Here is a 19,390-nt window from a genome sequence, read left to right on the forward strand (position 1 = left end):
TTAACGAGCCGTTCATCTTACATTGTCGCTGCGTACGCATCGGTTTCTTAGGTTGGTGCCACGTGAGCAACGGAGGTAGCCGGCATGTCCACGCCTCGGCGTGAAGGCGCACGGCCCGTTGGTTGCTCTCTATCTCTACGAGACATCCACGAGTCCCGCATCGCGAAAGGTTTCCCTGATGAAGAACTTCAAGCGCTCCGCCGCCGTCCTCGGCGTCGTCGCAACCGCCTCTGTCGCCCTGGCCGCCTGCTCTGAGGGTGGCGAAGGTGGCGAGCTGATCGGCGAGGGTGCTTCCTCGCAGCAGAACGCCATGGACTACTTCGGCACCAAGTTCTCTGAGACCGGCTCCAGCCTCGCGTACAACGCCTCCGGCTCCGGCTCTGGCCGCCAGAACTTCATCGGCGGCCAGGCGGACTTCGCCGGCTCCGACTCCCCGCTGAAGGAGGAGCAGGTCGACCCTGCCAAGGACCGCTGCGGCGGCGCTGACGCCTGGCACCTGCCGTTCGTCATCGGCCCGGTCGCCATCGGCTACAACCTGGACGGCGTCGACAACCTGAACCTGTCCGTCGAGAACGTCGCCAAGATCTTCAAGGGCGAGATCACCAACTGGAACGACCCGGCCATCGCCGCCGACAACGAGGGCACCGAGCTGCCGGACCAGGACATCACCGTGGTCTACCGCTCCGACGAGTCGGGCACCTCCGACAACTTCCAGAAGTTCCTCAAGGCCGCCGCCCCGGACATCTGGGAGACCGACGGCCAGCAGTTCCCGACCGCCGTCGGCTCCGGCGCCAACGGCTCCAACGGTGTCGCCACCGAGGTCAACAACACCGCCGGCGCCATCACCTACGTCGAGGCCGGCTTCGTCCACCAGAACGAGAACGTCGAGGTCGCCAACATCGACTTCGGCCACGGTCCGGTCGAGCTCGGCAACGAGTCCGTCACCAAGGCCCTCGACAACCTGACCTTCGAGACCGAGGGCAACGACATGGTCGTCGACTCCGACGCCCTGTTCGCCATGGATACCGAGGGTGCCTACCCGCTGGTCCTGACGACCTACGAGATCGTCTGCTCCGACTACAGCGGCACCGATAAGCCGGAGACCGCCGAGACCCTCAAGAGCTTCCTGAACCTGGCCCTGGATCACCAGGACGACGAGCTGGCCGACCGCGGCTACATCCCGGTCACCGGCGAGCACGCCGACCGCCTGGAGACCGCCGTCGAGGCCATCAAGTAGCCTGACCGAGGTTCATCAGCCTCCCGGTCACGCCGGGCTGACCGCAGAAACGCCCCCGAGGACCCTCGGGGGCTTTGCGGCGCCAGCGTGACGGTGCCCTGCCCGGTCGGCGGGACGCCCAACGCCCCAGAAACGCAAAAATCTTGTGAAGAAGGATCGCCGCCACATGGCAAACACCCCGAACGTCGACGAGCGCGAGACGCTCGACGGGGACCCGGCCCTCGCCGGTAAGACCGCCACCGGAGGCGCCGCCCCGGCCACCGATGAACCCAAGGTGGCCAGCAAAGGCGCCGGGGTCAAGCGACCGGGTGACCGTGTCTTCGAGTTCCTGTCCACCGCCGCAGCAACCCTGATCACCATCATCATCGCCGCGATCGGCCTGTTTCTGATCCTGCGCGCGATCCCCTCGCTGTCCCGTAACGAGGGCGGCCTCTGGGGCTTCCTGACCTACGCCGGCCCCTGGCAGACCCAGGACACCACCGCGATGCAGTTCGGTATCCCGAACATGTTCGCGGTGACCGTCCTGATCTCGCTGGTGGCCCTGCTGCTGGCGATGCCGATCGCCCTCGGCGTGGCGATCTACCTGTCGAACTACGCCCCCAAGCGCGCGGTCAAGCCGCTGGGCTACCTCGTCGACATGCTCGCCGCCGTGCCGTCGATCGTCTACGGCCTGTGGGGCTGGCAGACGCTCGGGCCCTTCCTGGGTGGCTTCTACGACTGGCTGCACAGCTGGGCGGGTGGCTTCTTCCTCTTCGCCACCTACGACAACTCGCCGGGCTTCGGCACCGGCCGCAACATGTTCACCGGTGGCGTGGTGCTCGCCGTGATGATCCTCCCGGTCATCGCCGCCACCGCCCGCGAGGTCTTCGTGCAGACCCCCAAGGGGCAGATCGAGGCCGCCCAGGCCCTCGGTGCCACCAAGTGGGAGGTCGTGCGCATGACGGTGCTGCCCTTCGGCCTGTCGGGCTACATCTCCGGCGCGATGCTCGGCCTCGGCCGCGCGCTCGGTGAGACCATGGCCCTCTACATGGTCGTCTCGCCGTCCTCGCAGTTCCGGTTCTCGCTCTTCGACGGTGGCACCACCTTCGCCACCGCCATCGCCAATGCCGCGGCGGAGTTCAACAACGACATCTCCGCCGGCGCGTACATCGCCGCGGGCCTGGTGCTGTTCCTGCTGACCTTCGTGGTCAACAGCATCGCCCGCGCCATGGTGAAGTCCAAGTAGGAAGGTGGGGAAGAAACAATCATGACCCAGGCAACCAAGGTCACCCCGGGCGGGGACGGCAAGCTCTCCGCCGACGGGCCCGTGTTCAACCAGATCTCCTCCTCCCGCCGGATCACCGACAGCGTCGCCAAGGTGATCATCTACCTGGCGATGGTCATCGCGCTGGTCCCGCTGGTGTGGGTGCTCGCCGTGGTGATCAAGAACGGCATCGGCACCGTCATCGACCCGTCGTGGTGGACTCAGTCCCAGCGCGGCGTCTCCAACTCCTCGCCGGGCGGCGGCGCCGCCCACGCGATCATCGGCACGATCGTGCAGACCCTGATCTGCTCGCTCATCTCGATCCCGATCGGCATTTTCACCGCGATCTATCTCGTCGAGTACTCCCGCGGCGGCAAGCTCGGCCGGATCACGACCTTCATGGTCGACATCCTCTCCGGTGTCCCGTCCATCGTCGCCGCGCTGTTCATCTTCGCGCTGTGGATCTCGGTCCTCGGCCAGGGCAAGTCCGGCATGGCCGTGGCCCTGTCCCTGGTGCTGCTGATGGTGCCGGTCATCGTCCGCAACACCGAAGAGATGCTCCGCGTCGTCCCGGCGGACCTGCGTGAGGCGGCCTACGCCCTCGGCGTGCCGAAGTGGAAGACGATCGCCCGCATCGTCCTGCCGACCGCCTTGTCCGGCATCATCACCGGCATCATGCTCGCCATCGCCCGCGTGATGGGCGAGTCCGCGCCGGTGCTGATCCTCGTGGGCACCTCCAACATCATCAACTGGTCGCCGATCGGTGGCCCGCAGTCGTCGCTGCCGCTGATGATGCTGGACATGTACAAGGCCGGCACGGCCCCCGCCGTCCTGGACAAGCTGTGGGGCGCGGCCCTCACGCTGGTCATCATCATCGCCCTGCTGAACATCGGCGCCCGGATCATCTCCGCCCGGTACTCCGTGAAGCACTGAGGCCATCGAGAGAAATTTACGAAGAAGAGAACCAGGAGCTAGAGATGTCGAAGCTTGAACTGCAGGACGTCAACATCTACTACGGCGACTTCCACGCCGTGCAGGATGTCAACCTCTCCGTGCCAGCCCAGTCGGTCACCGCGTTCATCGGGCCGTCGGGCTGCGGTAAGTCCACCGTGCTGCGCACGCTGAACCGCATGCACGAGGTCATCCCGGGTGCCTCCGTCAAGGGCAAGGTGCTCCTCGACGGGCACGACATCTACGGCCCGAAGGTCGACCCGGTCTCGGTGCGCAACACCATCGGCATGGTCTTCCAGAAGGCCAACCCGTTCCCGACGATGTCCATCGAGGACAACGTCGTCGCCGGCCTGAAGCTGTCCGGTGAGAAGAACAAGAAGAAGCTCAAGGAGGTCGCCGAGCGCTCCCTGCGCGGCGCGAACCTCTGGGAGGAGGTCAAGGACCGCCTCGACAAGCCGGGCGGCGGCCTCTCCGGTGGTCAGCAGCAGCGTCTGTGCATCGCCCGCGCCATCGCGGTCGAGCCCGAGGTGCTCCTCATGGACGAGCCCTGCTCGGCCCTCGACCCGATCTCGACCCTGGCCGTGGAGGATCTCATCCACGAGCTCAAGGAAGAGTTCACCATCGTGATCGTGACCCACAACATGCAGCAGGCTGCCCGTGTGTCCGATCAGACCGCCTTCTACTCGCTCGAGGCCACCGGCAAGCCCGGCCGCCTCGTCGAGGTCGGCCCGACGAAGAAGATCTTCGAGAACCCCGACAAGAAGGAGACCGAGGACTACATCGCCGGCCGCTTCGGCTAAACCTCGGCACGACGCCAAGAGGCCTTCGCCCGCTCACCGCGGGGGAAGGCCTTTTGTCGTGTCTGAGGTGGCGCAGAAGTACCCCGGAGAGCCGGGGGAGAGGCGCTGGCGGGCCCGGGGAGGCGCTTACGCCCTACCGCCCGTGGCGGTGGGAGAACTGCCGCTCGAGTTCGGCGAAGCGGCGCTCGACGTCGGCCTGCGACTCCTCGTCGCGGCGCCGGGCGATGTACTCCTCGCGCACCAGGCCCGTGGTCAGGTAGATCACCCGCGAGGAGACGTTGACCGCGTGGTCGGCGTAGCGCTCGTAGTAGCGGGCGATCAGCGCGACGTCGACGGCCTCCCGGGTGGTGTAGGGCCACTCGCGCTGGGTGAGCACGAGCATGATGTGCTCGTGCAGGTCGTCGACGGCGTCGTCGTCCTCGTTGAGGCTGACCGCGGAGTCGGCGTCCGGGTCGACGAGCAGGTCGCGGATCTTGGCCACCATGTGCAGGCCGAGCCGGCCCATCTCCTCGAAGAAGCCGCGCACCCGCTCTGGGCACGCGTACTCCGGGTGGCGGCGCCGCGCGGCGTTGGCGATGTGCATCGCGAGGGCGGCCATGCGGCGGAAGTCCTCGACGATGTAGATCGAGGAGACCACCTGGCGCAGGTCGCGGGCCACGGGGCCCTCGAGGGCCAGCAGCTCGACGGCGCGGGCCTCGCAGCGGTCGACGATCTCGTCGAGCTCCTCGTCCATGGAGAGCGCCTCCTCGGCGGACTCCAGGGAGGCGCGGGTCAGTGCGTCGTTGGCCTTGTCCATGACAGAGCTGACCAGATCGCACATGACGATGAGGTCATGGGCGAACGAATCGAGATGTTCACGGTAGGCTGCACGCATGCCGAATAGGATACCCGCAAGGGCCTGAAAGACCGCTGTCCGAAGGGCTACGCACGGGGGAACTTTAGGTTAACCATCGGGTAACAATGCACGTCAGAGTGTGCATATCGCGTACTACTTATGGGTTGCCGCCATTTGTGGTGGCCGGTGCGCTTCCGGCCCGGCCCCGCCGCCCGCCGAGGCGCGCTTCCGTCCGCCGCGCGGCAGGCCGCCAGACGCTCCTACCCGCCGCTGTTCTCGATCTCGGCGCCCACCGGCACTGTCTCGTCCTCCGGGTCGTCGAGCCAGCCCTCGGGCAGCGCGACCTTCGCCGCCGAGCCCTTGCGCCCGCGCGCGCCCGAGGCGTCCTCGGCGACGACCCTGGAGTCGCGCCACGGGTCCAGCTCCGCGTAGAGCTCCGCCAGCGAGGAGATCCGGGCCAGCTTTCCGCGCAGGTCCCCGCCGACGGGGAAGCCGCGCAGGTACCACCCGATGTGCTTGCGCAGCATCCGGCAGCCGTGCTCCTCGCCCTCGACCTCGGCGAGCAGCCGGGCGTGGCGCTCGATGATCCCGGCGACCTCCCCGAAGGTCGGCTCCGCCGGGATCGGCAGTCCGCGCAGCTCGGCGGAGAGCTCCGCGAACAGCCACGGCCGGCCCAGGCAGCCGCGTCCGACCTCCACGCCGTCGCAGCCGGTCGCGTCCATCATGGCGCGCGCGTCGCCGGCGGCGAAGATGTCGCCGTTGCCCAGCACGGGTACACCGGTGCCTGCCATGTGCTCGACCAGGCGCGCGATCTCGTCCCAGCGCGCCTGGCCCGAGTAGCGCTGGGCGGCGGTGCGCCCGTGCAGCGTGACGGCGGCCGCGCCCTCCTCGGCGGCGATCCGCCCGGCGTCCAGGTGCGTGTGGTGCTCCTCGTCGATGCCGATGCGGAACTTCACGGTCACCGGGATCCCGGAGTCCCCGCTCGCGCGCACGGCCGCCGCGACGATGTTCGCGTAGAGGCGCCGCTTGTAGGGGATCGCCGAGCCGCCGCCGCGCCGGGTCACCTTCGGTACCGGGCAGCCGAAGTTGAGGTCGACGTGGTCGGCCATGTCGCGGTCGACGACCATGCGCACGGCCTCGTAGGTGTACTTCGGGTCCGAGGTGTACAGCTGCAGGCTGCGCGGCGACTCTTCCGGGTGGAAGCGCGTCATCTTCAGGGTCTTCTCGTTGCCCTCGACCAGGGCGCGCGCGGTGACCATCTCGCAGACGTACAGCCCGGAGACGGTCCCGATCTTCTCCTGCTCGAGGTGCCGGCACAGCATGCGGAACGGCATGTCGGTCACCCCGGCCATCGGGGCGAGCACGACCGGCGAGGCCAGCTCGAGTTTTCCCACGCGTAAACTCACGGCCCCATTCTGGGGGACGCGCACCCACGGCGCCAAAAATTGCCGACGTCGCGCCAAGCGGCGTCGGCAATTGAACTCCGGGTTGCCGGGGGTGACGTCCGCCTACCGGGCGGACGCGACGCTGCAGGTCAGCGAATCGCCATGAGTTTCGGCAGGACACGGGTGACATCGCGTGTCACGTATCACTATCATTGGGTCAAGTGGCGCGGCCAGCCGCGCGAAACCGCACCCCAAGACGTCGACAAGCTAAGGAAGACAATGAGCGAGCGTATCGCCAACGCAGCCCTGCAGGGCAAGGTCATGTCCGCCGAGGAGGCGGCGCAGTTCATCGACAACGGCGCGACCGTGGGCATGTCCGGGTTCACCGGCGCCGGTTACCCCAAGGCGCTGCCGACCGCCATCGCCGAGCGCGCCAAGAAGGAGCACGCCGCCGGCAACGAGTACAAGATCAACGTGCTCACCGGTGCCTCCACAGCCCCCGACTGCGACGGCGTGCTCGCCGAGGCCGACGCGATCAACTACCGCGCGCCCTACCAGTCCGACCCGTCGATGCGTAAGGCCATCAACTCCGCGTCGATGAAGTACCAGGACATCCACCTGTCCCACATGGGCATGCTGGTCCAGCAGAACTTCATCGACGTCGACGTAGCCGTCATCGAGGCCGTGCGCATCACCGAGGAGGGCAACGTCATCCCGTCCTCGGCCGTGGGCAACAACGTCGAGTACATGGACGCCGCCGACAAGATCATCATCGAGGTCAACGAGTGGCAGTCCCTGGAGCTCGAGGGCATGCACGACATCTGGGAGATGCCGAAGCTGCCGAACCGTGTCCCGATCCCGATCACCAAGCCGGGTGACCGCATCGGCACCCCGTACATCGAGGTCGACCCGGAGAAGATCGTCGCCATCGTCAAGACCGACGAGGCCGACCGCAACGCGCCGTTCAAGCCGGCCGACGAGATCTCCGAGAAGATCGCCGGCAACTTCCTCGACTTCCTCGAGGGCGAGGTCGCCGCGGGCCGCCTGAGCTACGACGGCTACATCATGCAGTCCGGCGTGGGCAACGTGCCCAACGCCGTGATGGCCGGCCTGCTCGACTCGAAGTTCAACAACATCCAGGCCTACACCGAGGTCATCCAGGACGGCATGGTCGACCTGATCGACTCCGGCAAGATGACCGTCGCCTCGGCGACCTCGTTCTCGCTGTCGCCGGAGTACGCGCACAAGATGAACGAGGAGGCCTCGAACTACCGCGAGCACATCATCCTGCGCCCGCAGCAGATCTCGAACCATCCCGAGGTCATCCGCCGCGTCGGCCTGATCGCCACCAACGGCATGATCGAGTCCGACATCTACGGCAACATCAACTCCACCAACGTCTCCGGCTCCCGGATGATGAACGGCATCGGCGGCTCGGGCGACTTCACCCGCAACGCCTACATCTCCTCGTTCATCTCCCCGTCGGAGGCCAAGGACGGCAAGATCTCCACGATCGTGCCCTTCGCCTCGCACATCGACCACACCGAGCACGACGCCATGGTCGTCATCACCGAGTACGGCTACGCCGACCTGCGCGGCCTGGCCCCGCGTGACCGCGTGGCCAAGATGATCGCCATCGCGCACCCGGACTACCGCGCGCAGCTGGAGGAGTACTACGAGCGCGCGCTCAAGGGCAAGAACCTGCACACCCCGCACGACCTGGGCACCGCGTTCTCCTTCCACATCAACCTGGCCGAGAACGGCACGATGCGCCTGAACTAGGGCGGTCGCCGCTCCCGGTGGCCGGGGGCTCAGCCGGGGCCTCGGCTGAGCCCCCGGCGCCGGCCGTCGATTCGGCCCGGCGGGCGCCGCCGGGACGCGGCCCGCGCAACCGGCGGGCTGATTGCGGCACCGGTTGTCCTGCACGTTAGGATGACCGGTGTCGCTTCGCCGTTTTCGGCGACGTTCGACCCGCCGTTTTGCGGCGGCGTTGGACCCGCCATTTTCGGCGGGTGTCCCGCTGGTTCGCCGGCGGGTGAGGGCCTCTAGCTCAGTTGGTAGAGCTGCGGACTTTTAATCCGAAGGTCGTGGGTTCGATCCCCACGGGGCCCACAGTCCGGTCCGCGGGGACCGTGCGGGGTAAGGCCCGGGTCGGTGCGCCGGCCCGGGCCTCGCACATGCGCGGGACCCGTGTGGGGGTCTGTGTGCGGCTCGTGCGTGGGGGAGGGGCGTACCGGCGTACCGGCGAAGCGGTTTCCCGGTGCTGGCCGCATGGTTTTACCGACCGGGGGTCGGTAGGCAATTTCGGCCAGATCACTGACCTGCGCTTTCGCAGGCCCGAAAACACGTTTACCGACCGGCAGTCGGTAAAAGCCCGCGCAGCACCGGCGCGGCGGCCGGAAATCGGCGGTAAATCGGCCCGTTCACCCGGGACATACCCGCACAGCCGGAACCCCACCCACTCACCCGAGCCGCGCGCGCACTTCCGCGAGGAACTCCGTCCACGGGAAACCCTCTCCCGGGTCGGTGTGGTCGGTGCCGCCCCACGCCCGTGTGGCGTCGTGCGTCGTGATCCCCGGCAGCTTCGCGACCGTCGCCTGGCGCGCCGGGATGCCGTAGCGCCCACACCAGTGCGCCGCCACGTCCGCGCCGGCGGCCAGCAGCGCAGGCTGGGCCAGCCACTCCTGACGTGACCAGCACGCCTCGGCGACGAACGCGAGGTGCAGCAGCACCCGGTTGCCCAGGTTCCCCGTGGACCAGGTGCACCAGTCGTCCGTGTTCGCGCGCATCCGTCGCCCCGCGGCGTCGACAAGCACGTGGTAGCTGCCGTCACGTGCCCGCAACTGATGCCGCGCGACGTCGTAAATGGAGCCGCTCGCCGGGGTCTCCGTGGTGTGCAGGCAGATGCCCTGCAGTCCCGTCGTGGGGCGCGGGCCGCCGACGGCGAAGCGCGCGCTCCAGTCGACGTCGAACCAGGCCTCGCTCAGGACTTCACCATCCTCTTGATGGCCTTCATCGCCTCGGTGATCTTCTCGTCGCCCGAGCCGTCGCCGCTGTCGATTGCGTTGGCCACGCAGTGGCGCAGGTGGTCGTCCATCAGCGCGACCGAGACGTTCTGCAGCGCTGAGGTCGCCGCGCTGATCTGCGTGACGACGTCGATGCAGTAGACGTCCTCCTCGATCATGCGCTGGATGCCGCGCACCTGGCCCTCGATGCGCTTGAGCCGGCGCAGATAGGCGGCGCGGTCGCTGCTGTAGCCGTGCGTGGCGTACTCCGGGCCCGCCGGATCGTCCGGGGCGCCGGAGCCGCCGCAACAGTGGTCGACAGGGGCACTCATGCAGGAGATTCTACCCCCGGGGCGCGCGTGCGCGCCGCTTGACGACGTCCCGTTGGGCGCCCGTGCAGCGCCCCTCGCGCGGTGCGGGTGGGCGACGATTTGGGCGGGTATGGTCGGATCGCGTATATTTCAACGGGCTGGCCCCGTGCGAGCGTGGTCGGACGCCCCCATCGTCTAGCGGCCTAGGACACCGCCCTTTCACGGCGGCGGCACGGGTTCGAATCCCGTTGGGGGTACGGAAGTCCCCCGGGATTTCCCACAACAGAAAATGGCCCTGTGGCGCAGTTGGTTAGCGCGCCGCCCTGTCACGGCGGAGGTCGAGGGTTCAAGTCCCTTCAGGGTCGCCGACGAGGCGCCGTCCGGTTCAATCCGGGCGGCGCCTTTCTTTTGTGTGGTGGGGTCCTAGCTTCAGAGGGGCGTTGCAACTTTCCCCCTACGGAAGGCCGCCAACTACCATGCCGACGACCGGCCGGGACAAGCTCCGCGGTTAGGGTCGGGCAATGGTCCAGCGACGGGTGGGCGACAGGATTCCGCGCGCCCGCGGGAGGGGCGGAGACGCGCTTTCCGGAGTAGGCGAAAATATGCGGTGAACAGCTGATTTGTTGGGTATCTGGGTTCTGTGTAAAGTAATCACCCGTACCGCACAGCCCGGTCGGGTAAACGGTACAGCTTCATTTCGAGGCCCTGTGGCGCAGTTGGTTAGCGCGCCGCCCTGTCACGGCGGAGGTCGAGGGTTCAAGTCCCTTCAGGGTCGCCGAGAAGGCCGGAAGGCAACTTCTCTGGCCAGATAGCTCAGTCGGTAGAGCGTCCGCCTGAAAAGTGGAAGGTCGACAGTTCGATCCTGTCTCTGGCCACCGCGACACGCTCCCCGGCCCGGGTAACCGGGCCGGGGAGCGCGGCGTTTCCGGGGCGGGGGAGTGGCTTTTCCTGGGGGGAGTGTGGCATTTACGGGCCGGGGGCGTGGCATTTCCGGATTGAGCGGGCCCTGCATCGACGGTTTACCGGGCCAGAGTCGGTAAACGATTTTGGCCGATCAGCTGACCTGGGGTTTTGCGGGGCCGAAAACGCGATTACCGTCCGGCGGGCGGTAAAAGCCGGTCGGCGTCCCTCCGCATCTTGCGGGCCGAGCCCGGTCCATCGCCGTATCGGCCCGTTCCCGCCCCGTCGCACCCCGCGGTTGCATGTGCAGGCGCCCAAGACAGCTATTTGAGTGCCTGGTGCAGGCAACGGTCGCGGGGCGAAGGCTGATCCCCGGCCCGCCGCGGTCATTCACCGGTCCCATCCGCGGACCCCTGCGCTGGCCACTCCCGCGCCCCTAGAGTGTGGGCATGGCTGAAGAATTCGCGCACGACGCCGTCAACACCCGCTACACCGTCACCGTCGACGGCGAGCCCGCCGGCTTCGCCGAGTACGCCGAGACCACCGACGGCGTCCTCGACTTCCACCACACCGTCATCGACCCGGCCTTCCGCGGCCGCGGTCTTTCGGGCAAGCTGATCGCCCACGCCCTGGGTGAGGTCCGCGCCGAGGGCAAGAAGATCATCCCGAGCTGCTCGGCGGTCGAGCGATTCATCGAGAAGAACCCGGACCAGAGCGACCTGATCGCCTGACCGCTTCCCGTCTGACATTCTCGCGTCCGCCCGCCGCCTGCCAAGGTGCCGGTCGAGTGCCTGCGGCGTTCGGCCGTGAGCCCTCCGCGCCCGGCCCGGGAAACACCCCGTGACCCACACGTAAACTCCCGCCGAACTCTTGCGCGCCCCCACGGATTCCCCTTTAACCCGGGGCGAGGTGACGCTACTCATGGATACGGCAAGAAGCAGGGGGCTGTCGCGTCTCCTGCCCCATCGACCGGAAATGTGGTACGGCCATGCAGTTGAACTGGGAAGACGTGTCTTTTCAGTACTCCAGGTACTCGCGTCCCATTCTCGAGGACGTCTCCCTGACCCTCTCCGGGCCGGGCCTGCACGAGGTCCGCGGTCCCTCGGGCAGCGGCAAGTCGACGGTGCTCGACCTGCTCGCCGGGCTGCGCGCGCCGACCGCGGGCAGGGTGCTCGTCGACGGCCGGCGCCTGGCCGCCGGTTCCCCGAACAAGGCCGCCCGGTGGCGCGCCCGCCACGTCGGCTACGCCCCGCAGGCCCCGACGCTCTTGGCCAGCCTGACGTGCGCGGAGAACCTCGAGCTGGCCGTCAACGTCGCCGGCCGTGGCCTCGACCGGGCCGGGCGCGAGCGGCTCCTCGAGCGCCTCGGCATGGCGCCCTTCGCCGAGGCCCTCCCGGATGAGCTCTCCGGCGGACAGCGGCAGCGCGCCGCCGTCGCCCAGGCGCTGTGCTCACAGCCGGACCTGATCCTCATGGACGAACCGGTCAGCGCGCTCGACGACGCCAACGTCGCCGTCGTCGAGGACCTCCTGCACGAGGCCGTCGAGGCCGGGGCGACGGTCGTCTACTGCTCGCACCGCGAGCTCTTCGGCGGTCGCGCCCACACGCTCCTCGAGATGGGGGAGTGACCGGGTGAGCACCGCGACCACACGCCGGGACCGTGAGAACCCGGGTCCGAAGAACCCGCGCCCGGCCCGCAGGACCACGCCCCGTGCCGCCTACCGCCACGAGCTGGCCACTACGGCGGGGCCCCACATCGGCGGCATCGTGCTCGCCGCCGTCGTGATCGGCACGCTCGTCGGCACGATCCTCTACGTCGCCTTCTCCACCGGCGGCAGCCCGGACTTCAAGGCCGGCGTGACCAACATGAGCCTGATCGCCGTCGTCCCGGCCGTCGCCGGCATCCGCCTGGCGCACCGCAACTTCGTCTCCGACCACCGTCCCACCATCGACGCCCTGCGCAACCTCGGGGTGATCGGCGCGTTCTTCCGACGTCGCCTGATGGTCCAGGGACTCCTGCTCGCGGTGTTGGGCACCGCCTCGGCCGTCGTGCTCGGCCGGCTTCTGGCCACCCCGCTCTTCCGCGTCATCCTCCTCGGGCTGAACAAGGAGCTGCCGCACACGTGGGGCTCGCCGCTGGACGTGGCGTGGAGCTCGGCGATCATCATCTTTCTGATCTACCTGCCCGGCGTGGGCACGATCCGCGTCGACAAGGCGCTGGCGCGCGGGGAGGCGGGCGCAGGCGAGCACCGCAGGCGTTCAGTGAGCTTGACGACGCTCGCGGGGTGGACGTTGGCGTGCGTGAACATCGTCGCGGGTGTGTGGTGTATGCTCACCGAGCCGCCCGGCTGGGTGGTCCTGGTGCTGGTGTTCACCCTGCCGTTCCTCGCGGTGACGCTGGCAGGGCCCGTCGGGCGCTTCCTCGCCCGCGTGGTCTCCGAGGGGCTCAGGCGCATCGGCGGCTGGTCCGCGCCGGCGGTGGGCATCCGGTCCGCTGGGAGCGTCGGCACGATGTCGAGGGTCGGGCTGGCCACCGCACTGGTGGCCATCCCGTTAGCCGGGTTCACCGGGGCGCAGGCGGCGCTGTGGGCCGCCGACCACGCCGCCGCGGAAAAGTTCTCCGACGCCCCGGTGGTCGTCGACGGCGACCACCGGCTGCTCGAGCCGGGGCGGGCCGAGGAGGTCTGCGGCGAGCTCGGGGACGACTGCCTGGGCGTGGTCTACTGGCAGCCCTCGGCCTACGGGCCGGAGGGGGAGACCTCCGTTCCCCGCGAGCGAGCCTCGGACTACTCGCTGGCCGGCTCCGATCCACGCGTCCTGGTGGAGGTCCTCGACGTCGGCTGGGCGTTCGGGACGCCGGAGGACGGCGTGCAAGAGAAGCAGGCCCGGGAGAACGCCGGCCAGGAGGAGCAGACGCCGGAGGACGCTGCGCAGGAGCAGCAGATCCCGGGCGAGAACGACCAGGAGGGACGAGTCCAGGGTGGGCCCGCGGAGAGCGGCAGCCCGTTCTACCCGGGCTTCATGGTGCCGTTCTCCGGGCTCTCGGACGACCCGCCGGTCAACCCGGACTGGGGTCTGCCCGTCCTCGACGCCGCGGCCTTCGACGGGCCAGCTGAGTCCGGGAACGGAGACTTTTCCGCCGCCGGGAGGGACCTCGGGGGTCTGCGGGTCGAAGCGGCCGACGAGTGGGCCCGGCACGTCGACATGGACAGCCAGATCATGTACGGCCCGCACGGCGACGGCACGGCCGGGTTCATCCCCACCGCCGCCTACACGTTGCTGGCGATCTGCCTGGTGCTCGCCGTGGCGGTGATGGGCAAGCGGGCGCGGATGCACCGGTTCTTCGCCCCGCTGTGGCTGCTCGGGCGCACCCGGCTCAGCCTGCGGCACGCCCAGTTCTGGGCGATCCTCTTCCCCTACCTGGCCGCGGCGCTGACGGCCGTGCTCTGCGGCCTCTGGTACACGCTCGTCGTCCACGTCGCGGTGACCGGGCGGCCCGGGGTGTTCATGCCGTACCTGCCGCCGGGTCTGTGGGTGCTCTTCGGCGTGGTCTTCCTGGCGACCAGTGCCACGGCGTTCCTGCCCGCCCCCGAGCGGCGCCGACCGGTGACGGCGGACTGACCGGTGCGCCGACCTCCGGGCGTCGGTCTCGCCCCGAGCCTCGCCGCGGCCAAGCTTCAGGCAGACTCGACCGCGCGCCGGATCCCCCTAGATCTCGTAGGCCCCGCGGGAGACGTAGTAGTCCGGGTCGACCAGGTGGCGGCGCTCGTCGCGGCCGCGCGGGCGGCACTGCGCCGGGATGCCGACGGCGATGCAGTTGGCGGGCACATCCTTGGTCACCACGGCGTTGGCGCCCACCGCGGAGCCCTTGCCGATGGTGATCGGCCCGAGCACCTTCGCGCCGGCGCCGATGACCACGTCGTCCTCGACGGTGGGGTGGCGCTTGGTCTGGGTGAGCACCTGCCCGCCGAGGGTCACGCCGTGGTAGAGCATGACGCCGTCGCCGATCTCGGCGGTCTCGCCGATGACGATGCCCATGCCGTGGTCGATGAAGAAGCGCCGGCCGATCGTCGCGCCGGGGTGGATCTCGATGCCGGTGAAGAAGCGGTTGAGCTGGGCCAGGATGCGGGCCGGGCCCTTGAGGCCGCGCACCCACAGCCAGTGCGAGACCCGGTGTGACCAGATCGCGTGCAGACCCGAGTAGACCAGGGCGTTCTCGGCGTCGCCGCGCGCGGCCGGATCGTGCTCGCGGGCGTTCTTCAGGTCCTCGATGATCATGGACACGACACTCATATCGCAATGATAACAACGGCGCGCCACACCCAGCGGCGCTTCGCCCGGCCCCGCGCAGACGGCGACGCCCGCGCACCGGGTGAGGTGCGCGGGCGTCGTGAATTGAATGGGCGGGTGTCACCCGCCCGGGCTGCCGCAGTGGGCGGTGAACCGCTTAGTTGCGGATGTCCTCGTAGAGGAGGGTGGAGACGTAGCGCTCGCCGAAGTCGGTGACGACGGTGACGATGGTCTTGCCCTTGTTCTCCGGCTTGGCGGCCAGGTCGAGGGCGATCTTGACGTTGCCGCCGGAGGAGATGCCGCCGAGGATACCCTCCTCCTCGCCGAGCTTGCGGGCCCAGGCGACGGCGTCCTCGTTGGTGACGGTGACGACCTCGTCGATGACCTTGCGGTCGAGGACCTCGGGGATGAAGTTGGCGCCGATGCCCTGGATCTTGTGCGGGCCGGCCTCGCCCTTGGTCAGCAGCGGGGAGCTGGCGGGCTCGACGGCGTAGATCTGGGTCTCGGGCTTGCGCTCCTTGAGCACCTCGCCGACGCCGGAGACGGTGCCACCGGTGCCGAAGCCGGCGACGAAGATGTCGACCTTGCCCTCGGTGTCGTTCCAGATCTCCTCGGCGGTGGTCTTGCGGTGGATCTCCGGGTTGGCCGGGTTGGAGAACTGGTTGGCGGCCACGGCGCCCTCGCGCTCGGCGAGGATCTCGTTGGCCTTGTCCACCGCACCCTGCATGCCGGCGGCGCCCGGGGTCAGCACGATCTCGGCACCGTAGGCGCGCAGCATGACGCGACGCTCGGTGGACATGGTCTCCGGCATCGTCAGCACGACGTTGTAACCGCGGGCGGCGCCCACCATGGCCAGGGCGATGCCGGTGTTGCCGGAGGTCGCCTCGACGATGGTGCCGCCGGGCTTGAGCTCACCGGAGGCCTCGGCGGCGTCGATGATCGCCTTGCCGATGCGGTCCTTGACGCTGTTGGCGGGGTTGAAGGACTCGACCTTGACCAGGACGTCGGCCTCGAGGCCCTCGGTCAGGCGGTGCAGACGAACCAGCGGGGTGTTGCCGATGGTGTCGGTGATGTTGTCGTAGACGGTCATGTCTGGGATCGCTCCTCAGTGTTCTTTCGATCGGGGTGTTTATCCGGCGCGCGGTCCCCCGCGGCGCCACGGCACACACCCTAACACAGCTTTAGACCGCCTGGTATGAACGCGATAGACAGGACGGTCTGGATGATGTGTGAGTGGAATCACGATGTACGGGCGTCGATACCGAACAGGCCTGTTCGGGCATGTGGGCGCGCCCGGACGCTACGGTTTGCGGCGCCGCCCAAGGGCGCTCAGGGGTGGCTCACATGCAACGCTCACCTGCCTTTTAGGTCTGCGACCTGCGTTATCGGGCACAAGCAAAAGAGATATTACCAATTCGGGGGGATCCCCCGGGGGAGACACATTCCGGAAAAATAATCGCAGTCGGGTCATTGACGTGCCGAAAGGCCGATTTCTTCCCACCCCCGCCGCTGGATATACTCGGGGTGTCGGGTCGCGTCCCGAGAAGCCGGCCCGGGTGTGGTAACTGGGTGCACACGAACGGGTGCACCTCCCAGGAGGACAGCATGGAAGCCCAGCGGATCAAAGATGACGATGAAGCCGTGCGCGTTGCGCTCACCTCGCTGCGCAACGCGACCGGTATCCCGGTGGCGATGTACGCCACTCTGCTTCCCGACAACCGCCTGCAGATAACCCAGTGGGTGGGCCTGCGGACCCCCGCCCTGCATAACCTGGTCATCCCGCCGGGAGTCGGCGTGGGCGGCCGCGTGGTGGCCAGCCGTCGACCGGTGGGCGTCAGCGACTACGCGCGGGCGACGATCATCTCCCACGAGAACGACAAGATCATCCAGGACGAGGGCCTGTACTCCCTGGTCGCGGTGCCGGTCATCGTGCGCCGCGAGATTCGCGGCTGCCTCTACGTCGGCGTCCACTCGCCGGTGCGCCTCGGCGACAAGGTCATCGAGGAGGTCACCATGACCGCCCGCACCCTGGAGCAGGACCTGGCGATCAACTCCGCGATGCGCACCGCCGCGGGGGTGAAGTCCGGCGGCAAGGCCGGCCGCGTGATGAACGGCGCCGAGTGGGAGCAGATCCGTTCCACCCACTCCAAGCTGCGCATGCTGACCAACCGCATCACCGACGAGTCGCTGCGCCGCGAGCTCGAGCTCCTCTGCGACCAGATGGTCAGCCCCGTCCACGTCAAGCAGACGACCAAGCTGTCCGCCCGCGAGCTCGACGTGCTCTCCTGCGTCGCCCTCGGCCACACCAACGTCGAGGCCGCCGAGGAGATGGGCATCGGCGCCGAGACCGTCAAGAGCTACCTGCGCTCCGTGATGCGCAAGCTCGGCGCGCACACCCGCTACGAGGCGGTCAACGCCGCCCGCCGCATCGGCGCGCTGCCCTGATCCGCGGTTGATTTCCGACGCCCCGGTACCGCCTCCGTCGCGGTACCGGGGCGCTGTGCGCGCGGGGGCGGGTGGTCGGTGACGATTTCCGGGCCGTGGTCGACATGCGGGGCGCTGTGCGCGCGGGGGCGGGCGCGTGGCCGTGCGCGCGCCGCGCGTGCGCGGCGGATGCTCCCGAGTCTCCTTGGCGGCGGCGTTGCGGGACGCGCGCGCAGCGCGTGCGCGGCGGATGCGGTGCGGGGGAGTGCTGCGGGCGGCGCGGTGCGGTGGGTGCCGCTAATCTTGCGGGTGTGAAGGACCAGTTTGTCGTTAATGGTGGCGCCCGGCTCAGCGGCCAGGTCAAGGTCGGCGGCGCGAAGAACAGCGTGCTCAAGCTCATGGCGGCGGCGTTGCTCGCCGAGGGCACGACCACGCTGACCAACTGCCCGCGCATCCTCGACGTGCCGCTGATGCAGAAGGTGCTCGAGGGCCTGGGCTGCCACGTCGAGGTCGACGGGGAGACCGTGCGCATCACCACGCCGGCGCGCCCGAGCCACGACGCCAGCTTCGAGGCCGTGCGCCAGTTCCGTGCCTCCGTGTGCGTGCTCGGGCCCCTGACCTCACGGTGCGGCCGGGCCGTGGTGGCCCTGCCCGGCGGCGACGCCATCGGCTCGCGCCCGCTGGACATGCACCAGTCGGGCCTGGAGAAGCTCGGCGCGAAGACCCGCATCGAGCACGGCGCCGTGGTCGCCGAGGCCGACGAGCTGCACGGCGCGGAGATCCACCTCGACTTCCCGTCGGTGGGCGCGACCGAGAACATCCTGACCGCGGCGGTGCTCGCCCACGGGCGCACGGTGCTGGACAACGCCGCGCGCGAGCCGGAGATCGCGGACCTGTGCGACATGCTCGTCTCCATGGGTGCGCGGATCTCGGGGGCGGGCAGCTCGACGATCGTCATCGACGGCGTGGAGAGCCTGCACCCGACCGAGCACCGCGTGGTCGGCGACCGCATCGTCGCCGGCACCTGGGCCTACGCCGCGGCGATGACCCGGGGCGACATCACGGTCGGCGGGATCTCGCCACGCCACCTGCACCTGCCGCTGGAGAAGCTGAAGATCGCCGGCGCCGAGGTGGAGACCTACGAGAACGGCTTCCGCGTGCGCATGGACCGCCGCCCGGTGGCCACGGACTACCAGACGCTGCCCTTCCCGGGCTTCCCGACGGACCTGCAGCCGATGGCCATCGGCATCTCCTCGATCGCGGAGGGCACCTCGGTGATCACGGAGAACGTCTTCGAGGCGCGCTTCCGCTTCGTCGACGAGATGCTGCGCCTGGGTGCGGACGCCACCGTCGACGGTCATCACGTGGTGCTGCGCGGGATCAAGGAGCTGTCCTCGACCGACGTGTGGTCCTCGGACATCCGCGCCGGCGCCGGTCTGGTGCTCGCCGCACTCGTCGCCGATGGGACGACGACCGTGCACGACGTCCACCACATCAACCGCGGGTACCCGGACTTCGTGGAGAACCTCGCGCGCCTGGGTGCGGACATCCGCCGCGAGCGGGTGGAGGAGCAGCCCATCTACTAGTGGGTGGTCGTCCCGGGGTTGGTGGCCCCAGGGAATCCCCGGGGCCGGCCTCCCCGGGTGCCGGAATCGCCCGGAAGATGCGACCTACGGCGCGGGTCGCACAAAACAGGCGCCGAAAAAGCCCCGTATGCAGGTGATTTGTCAGCATGCGGGGGAACGCGTAACTTATCACCTCGTCGCCGCGAGAGGCACCGGCTACCAGGTCAGATGCTGACCGGTCACGGGGTCTCGAGATGGCGGCGGGTACCGTGGGTTAACGCGGGGTTGACGGAAGTCAGCGACGGTGTTAACCTCGGTGGAACCGAGCTTCCGGGGGTCATCGCCTTCAAAAGGGTGTTGGTCCTGGTGTGCTTGTGTTGTGTGAGAACTCGATAGTGTGTTGATGTACTTTTTGTGGTGCGTTTCTTGTGGCTTGTCCGCCGGC

At 68.6% G+C, this 19,390-nt stretch carries 16 protein-coding genes and 5 tRNA genes; 15 read left to right on the forward strand and 6 right to left on the reverse strand.

Annotation, left to right across the window (positions count from 1 at the left end; genetic code table 11):
- Positions 1 to 175 precede the first annotated feature (175 nt).
- From pstS to pstB, 4 genes are all read left to right on the forward strand, one after another.
- Complete coding sequence (pstS, locus tag QP119_RS09955) at positions 176 to 1,237, forward strand: phosphate ABC transporter substrate-binding protein PstS (protein WP_284775826.1); 1,062 nt, start codon at positions 176 to 178, stop codon at positions 1,235 to 1,237.
- Positions 1,238 to 1,403: 166 nt separating this feature from the next.
- Entirely contained in the window at positions 1,404 to 2,462 is a 1,059-nt protein-coding gene (gene pstC, locus QP119_RS09960; protein ID WP_284775799.1) for a phosphate ABC transporter permease subunit PstC, read from the forward strand.
- A gap of 21 nt (positions 2,463 to 2,483) precedes the next feature.
- On the forward strand, positions 2,484 to 3,413 hold the full coding sequence (pstA, locus tag QP119_RS09965) for a phosphate ABC transporter permease PstA (protein WP_284775802.1): 930 nt from the start codon (positions 2,484 to 2,486) through the stop codon (positions 3,411 to 3,413).
- A 44-nt stretch (positions 3,414 to 3,457) separates the two neighbouring features.
- On the forward strand, positions 3,458 to 4,231 hold the full coding sequence (pstB, locus tag QP119_RS09970; RefSeq protein ID WP_284775803.1) for a phosphate ABC transporter ATP-binding protein PstB: 774 nt from the start codon (positions 3,458 to 3,460) through the stop codon (positions 4,229 to 4,231).
- A 133-nt stretch (positions 4,232 to 4,364) separates the two neighbouring features.
- On the opposite strand, the gene phoU is transcribed toward pstB, so the two are convergent.
- Entirely contained in the window at positions 4,365 to 5,105 is a 741-nt protein-coding gene (gene phoU, locus QP119_RS09975) for a phosphate signaling complex protein PhoU (protein ID WP_075664492.1), read from the reverse strand.
- A gap of 221 nt (positions 5,106 to 5,326) precedes the next feature.
- Positions 5,327 to 6,472: a tRNA dihydrouridine synthase DusB gene (dusB, locus tag QP119_RS09980; protein WP_284775804.1), complete on the reverse strand. Its 1,146-nt coding sequence runs from the start codon at positions 6,470 to 6,472 to the stop codon at positions 5,327 to 5,329.
- Between the two features lie 258 nt (positions 6,473 to 6,730).
- Here dusB and QP119_RS09985 point away from each other — a divergent pair, with 258 nt between their 5' ends.
- Together QP119_RS09985 and QP119_RS09990 are read left to right on the forward strand one after the other, a co-directional pair.
- Positions 6,731 to 8,233, forward strand: a complete 1,503-nt coding sequence (locus QP119_RS09985) for an acetyl-CoA hydrolase/transferase family protein (protein WP_284775806.1) — start codon at positions 6,731 to 6,733, stop codon at positions 8,231 to 8,233.
- A gap of 257 nt (positions 8,234 to 8,490) precedes the next feature.
- Positions 8,491 to 8,563 (forward strand) — tRNA-Lys (locus QP119_RS09990).
- A 350-nt stretch (positions 8,564 to 8,913) separates the two neighbouring features.
- Here QP119_RS09990 and QP119_RS09995 read toward each other — a convergent pair.
- Both QP119_RS09995 and QP119_RS10000 read right to left on the reverse strand, forming a co-directional pair.
- Positions 8,914 to 9,528, reverse strand: a complete 615-nt coding sequence (locus tag QP119_RS09995) for a peptidoglycan recognition protein family protein (protein ID WP_284775828.1) — start codon at positions 9,526 to 9,528, stop codon at positions 8,914 to 8,916.
- Entirely contained in the window at positions 9,435 to 9,788 is a 354-nt protein-coding gene (locus QP119_RS10000) for a metal-sensitive transcriptional regulator (protein ID WP_284775807.1), read from the reverse strand. Before QP119_RS10000 ends, QP119_RS09995 begins: the two co-directional genes overlap by 94 nt.
- A gap of 163 nt (positions 9,789 to 9,951) precedes the next feature.
- On the opposite strand from QP119_RS10000, the gene QP119_RS10005 reads away from it, so the two are divergent.
- From QP119_RS10005 to QP119_RS10035, 7 genes are all read left to right on the forward strand, one after another.
- Positions 9,952 to 10,024, forward strand: a tRNA-Glu gene (locus QP119_RS10005).
- A 34-nt stretch (positions 10,025 to 10,058) separates the two neighbouring features.
- A tRNA-Asp gene (locus QP119_RS10010) sits at positions 10,059 to 10,132 on the forward strand.
- Positions 10,133 to 10,468: 336 nt separating this feature from the next.
- Positions 10,469 to 10,542: transfer RNA gene (locus QP119_RS10015), tRNA-Asp, on the forward strand.
- A gap of 27 nt (positions 10,543 to 10,569) precedes the next feature.
- Positions 10,570 to 10,642 (forward strand) — tRNA-Phe (locus tag QP119_RS10020).
- Positions 10,643 to 11,116: 474 nt separating this feature from the next.
- Positions 11,117 to 11,398, forward strand: coding sequence for a GNAT family N-acetyltransferase (locus QP119_RS10025; RefSeq protein WP_284775808.1), 282 nt, complete (start codon positions 11,117 to 11,119; stop codon positions 11,396 to 11,398).
- 278 nt (positions 11,399 to 11,676) lie between these two features.
- Entirely contained in the window at positions 11,677 to 12,294 is a 618-nt protein-coding gene (locus tag QP119_RS10030) for an ABC transporter ATP-binding protein (RefSeq protein WP_284775810.1), read from the forward strand.
- A gap of 4 nt (positions 12,295 to 12,298) precedes the next feature.
- Positions 12,299 to 14,287, forward strand: coding sequence for a hypothetical protein (locus QP119_RS10035; RefSeq protein ID WP_284775813.1), 1,989 nt, complete (start codon positions 12,299 to 12,301; stop codon positions 14,285 to 14,287).
- 87 nt (positions 14,288 to 14,374) lie between these two features.
- On the opposite strand, the gene epsC is transcribed toward QP119_RS10035, so the two are convergent.
- Positions 14,375 to 14,959, reverse strand: coding sequence for a serine O-acetyltransferase EpsC (gene epsC, locus QP119_RS10040; RefSeq protein WP_284775814.1), 585 nt, complete (start codon positions 14,957 to 14,959; stop codon positions 14,375 to 14,377).
- Positions 14,960 to 15,113: 154 nt separating this feature from the next.
- Positions 15,114 to 16,046 (reverse strand): cysteine synthase A, encoded by a 933-nt coding sequence (gene cysK, locus QP119_RS10045; RefSeq protein ID WP_284775816.1) that lies wholly within the window; start codon positions 16,044 to 16,046, stop codon positions 15,114 to 15,116.
- Between the two features lie 515 nt (positions 16,047 to 16,561).
- Between cysK and ramA the strand changes: the two genes are divergently transcribed.
- Together ramA and murA are read left to right on the forward strand one after the other, a co-directional pair.
- Complete coding sequence (gene ramA / locus QP119_RS10050; protein WP_284775818.1) at positions 16,562 to 17,401, forward strand: acetate metabolism transcriptional regulator RamA; 840 nt, start codon at positions 16,562 to 16,564, stop codon at positions 17,399 to 17,401.
- Positions 17,402 to 17,691: 290 nt separating this feature from the next.
- Positions 17,692 to 18,966, forward strand: a complete 1,275-nt coding sequence (gene murA, locus QP119_RS10055; protein WP_284775821.1) for a UDP-N-acetylglucosamine 1-carboxyvinyltransferase — start codon at positions 17,692 to 17,694, stop codon at positions 18,964 to 18,966.
- Positions 18,967 to 19,390: the final 424 nt, after the last annotated feature.

The organism is Corynebacterium frankenforstense, from assembly GCF_030211955.1.
In the GTDB taxonomy this organism is placed as follows: Bacteria; Actinomycetota; Actinomycetes; order Mycobacteriales; family Mycobacteriaceae; genus Corynebacterium; species Corynebacterium frankenforstense_A.